This is a genomic window from Flavobacterium sp. NKUCC04_CG (assembly GCF_019345525.1).
Lineage (GTDB): Bacteria > Bacteroidota > Bacteroidia > Flavobacteriales > Flavobacteriaceae > Flavobacterium.
The window spans coordinates 1-3518 of sequence record NZ_JAHKRA010000031.1; the positions used below are offsets into that span (position 1 = coordinate 1).

A 3518-nucleotide genomic window follows, 5' to 3' on the forward strand; every position below is an offset into this window, starting at 1 on the left:
TACAGCGATTTCTTAACGGATTTTTTATAAGGTCGAAAAGATTGTGCGAAATTCAAAAGTAAAGTACAAAGTGAAAACCATGGTTGTACTATTGCTGTAATTATTTAAAAAATCGGGCACCGGCAGGGGCAGGCTTGGATTATCTTGTGGGAGAAGGCGTAAACAGCAAATTCGATAAGAAAACCGTAACCCGTTTACTCGATATAGAAAAACTAGACCCCATAGACAAAGAACACGTTTTCGCTATGCTAGATGCGTTTCTTGCCAAAAATAAATTACAAGCTATTCTTAAATAAAAAAATCCCAACTTTTTACGGTTGGGATTTTTTGTTTATTCGTACCACACCAAGGGATTGACTTCGTCGAATTTCATTTCGTGCGGTAGTGGGAGAAATTCAACAGAGGTAGTCTTTTCGTGCAGCAAAATTCATTGTACTAATATCCCTCTCTTAAACCGCCGTTAATATACAAAGAAACCTCATTCTATTTTTAAAAAGTTGGAAGACTACCTTTTATCGATAAACTGCCTTTGTAAAAACAAAACTCCCAATAGGATTGAGAGCTTTTGTATATTATAGAGGAGACGCGCCCAGAATTCTTGTGTTTACTTATCGTACCACTTGAAAGGATTGACTTCGTCGAATTTCATTTCGTGCGGTAGCAGGGAGGGATTGTTGTTTTCAATATTCTAAACATACAATTCCTAATTCTATTTACATTGTATGGATAATCTATCTAAATATTTCTTCAATTTATAAGATGGTATCTTCTTGTAGTTTAATATATTATTCTTACACACAAAATAAAAGTATCCATTAACACTATGGTCGATTCTAAAAACACGATTATCTTCAAAATCAAGAGGTAATAAATCAAGTTCTTTCTTTACAGCTGTGGAATCCAATATACCATAACGATTCAACTTATTCAAAATAGTTTGATTCATTGGTGTTACTTTATCTTTCCACAAAAACAATTTATTATTAATCTCACAAAATCTATTTGGAAACCCTGAATCAGGAACTTCACCTATGCTATCTTCAATTCTTATACTTACATCATTGTAGTTTGGAATAATATGAAAAACGTAATTATCCCCAATAATTGAATCAGAATAAAAAATAAAAACATCAAAAGGTTTTCCATATTTTTTTAGATGTTTTTTAGATGTTTTATAATTAATAGCCATATCATTTATTACAACTTCTCTAACGTTCTCTAAACTATCTATGCTTAAATCTAATGACTTTTGATAAGTTGTACAGCTATAAAGAATAATACATAGTAGGTATATGACTATCTTATTTATCTTCATTATTATTAGTTTAAATATATTAATTAAATCTTTTTTCTCTACCTCCAGCAATAATATAAAAAGGCAATTTAGGATATGAATTAAACAATGGAACATCTTTATCTGAAGAGGGAGTATGATCCCTAAAAGGATGTGTATGAAAATGGCCTTTTAAAAGACCTTTACTCATCTCTAGCCAAGATGTAGGTGTTTTCGAATCAGTCTTCGAATTCCCTTCATACTTGGCAGTCCTAACCATCTTAACTTTATCACTACCTGAGTCACCAATTCTAATTCCCGATATTTCTTTTCCAACATAATCTGCAACTTTCGAGATAAAAACATTAAACTCATCCAAAGTAGCTCCCCCGTCTCCATTAACGGAAAAACTCTCATGTTTTGTTTTTAAATTCTGACCATCTTTCAATAATCCCTTTGCTATATTATCAATAGCTACCTTAGGATTACCATCTCCCCCCGCTGCCGCACGAAATCGAAGATTCGACGGAGTCAATCCCTTCGTGTGGCAAATTGAATAAACTAATATTTGAATCTTAAAACTCAAGTTTTATACAAAAACCCGGATTCCATTTTATCTTAGTCAAAAGACTTACTCCCATTTTAAATAAACACCTTTATGCAAGCAGAAAACCTCAGCATGATCGAGTGTTCTTGTATCTAATACAAACCACGCGAGAGGACTCGCGAGGTAGCCTAGTCGAATGTTTTTAATATTCGCGCACTAGCGGGGGATTGACTTCGTCGAATTTTATTTCGTGCGGTAGCGGAGATTTTTTGTTATTATCAACAGTAAGATACTGGCACAAGCGGGGGAGGATTTTTTGTTTTTATTAATATCACTCAACTAATATTACTTCTGGAGCTATTAAACTATCTTCAATAACAATATCATTCTTAACAATATAAAATCCTTCATAATCACCCCACGAAGTAAAATATGCGTTACAATAATAAAAATAAATTACTGTAAGAATTTCTTGTTTTGAGAGATTATCAATATTTATAAGAATATTACCTTCAGAGACATCTCCATAGGCATATCTTTTCTTAAACCACTCAAAACCAAATTTCTCATATTCCTTTTTTATTTTTTCATCTAGAATGAAACATTCTCCATAATATGAACAATCTAAATTAACTCCATTGTTGATAATCTCAACTATATATTCTTTGAAAGAAAATTTATCTGTAACATCCTTTAAATGCCCCCCAAAATACAATCTCCTTAATGCATCTACATTAAAAGAAACTAAGCTATCCGATTCTCTTTTTTCAGTAAACAAATAAATATCCATATAACTGGAATAACCATCCTTGTTACTTGCTTCCAAGATTATCTCTAAATTGTCAGCGAAACTATTATTAGTCTTTTTAATCCTTATACAACTACTAAAATAGAGTAATACTAATAATAACAAAGTTACGACTCTTATCATTTCTTTAATTCTTTAGGATTAATTTCCTTTCCTCCATATTTTGTTCTTTGACTCATATTTAATTTATCCCTTGCTATATTTTCATTATTTACTCCTCTAATTTCTGCTGGATTTGTATTACTTGATTCCATACCATAAGAATCAGCCATATTTCCCTTCTCATAATCATATTGATGCTGTAACTCGTGTGCAACCGTAGTAATATCAGAACCAGAAACTCCTGTTGATCTTTCAATTTCCTTACTCTTTGCTTCACTAAAATTATACCTAGTAATACTTCCCATAGATTTACCTGTCTTTTCCATATCAGCAGTAGTACTAGCACTATCAAATTCATTACCTCCTTTCACACTACCTCCAGAAGAACTTAACTGATCAGTATTAATCATATGCGTATTTTTACTCCCAACTAGAGTTTTTATTTGTCCTTTAAAGTGTGGGTCTAACTTACTAAGACTTATATATGCATTTAATATTCTGCCTGCATGTGAAGATGCTTTAACATTAACTATCTGTCCTTTGTTATTAGTCAAGTTTGTACCATTAAAATTATATCTAGTTCCTCCTACTACAAATACAACTTCTCTACCATCCGGGTCAATTGCATTTATCGGATTATTCATTACATATATGTATCCACCATAGTTCGGATACTTCTCCGCTAAGGGGTCTACGCTCAAAAATATACTGGTACTCGGGTCGTAATAACGCGCACCATAATAATACATACCGGTAGCGGCATCCAATTCCTTGGCATTAAACTTATA

The 3518-nt window shown here is 32.3% G+C and carries 4 protein-coding genes; all 4 read right to left on the reverse strand.

The window, feature by feature from the left end; translation table 11 throughout:
- Nucleotides 1–709: 709 nt before the first annotated feature.
- A complete protein-coding gene (locus KO524_RS15015) occupies nucleotides 710–1315 on the reverse strand; it encodes a hypothetical protein (protein ID WP_219295049.1) in 606 nt (201 codons plus the stop codon).
- 19 nt (nucleotides 1316–1334) lie between these two features.
- Nucleotides 1335–1859, reverse strand: a complete 525-nt coding sequence (locus tag KO524_RS15020) for a hypothetical protein (RefSeq protein ID WP_219295050.1) — start codon at nucleotides 1857–1859, stop codon at nucleotides 1335–1337.
- Nucleotides 1860–2151: 292 nt separating this feature from the next.
- A complete protein-coding gene (locus KO524_RS15025) occupies nucleotides 2152–2751 on the reverse strand; it encodes a hypothetical protein (RefSeq protein WP_219295051.1) in 600 nt (199 codons plus the stop codon).
- Nucleotides 2748–3518 (reverse strand): RHS repeat-associated core domain-containing protein (locus tag KO524_RS15030; RefSeq protein WP_219295052.1); only part of this gene is annotated, 771 nt, incomplete at its 5' end. The genes KO524_RS15025 and KO524_RS15030, both read right to left, overlap by 4 nt.

Excerpts from the sequence above, each read along its gene's own strand:
- KO524_RS15015 (WP_219295049.1), bottom strand. The coding sequence starts at position 1,315 with ATGAAGATAAATAAGATAGTCATATACCTACTATGTATTATTCTTTAT.
- KO524_RS15025 (WP_219295051.1), bottom strand. The coding sequence starts at position 2,751 with ATGATAAGAGTCGTAACTTTGTTATTATTAGTATTACTCTATTTTAGT.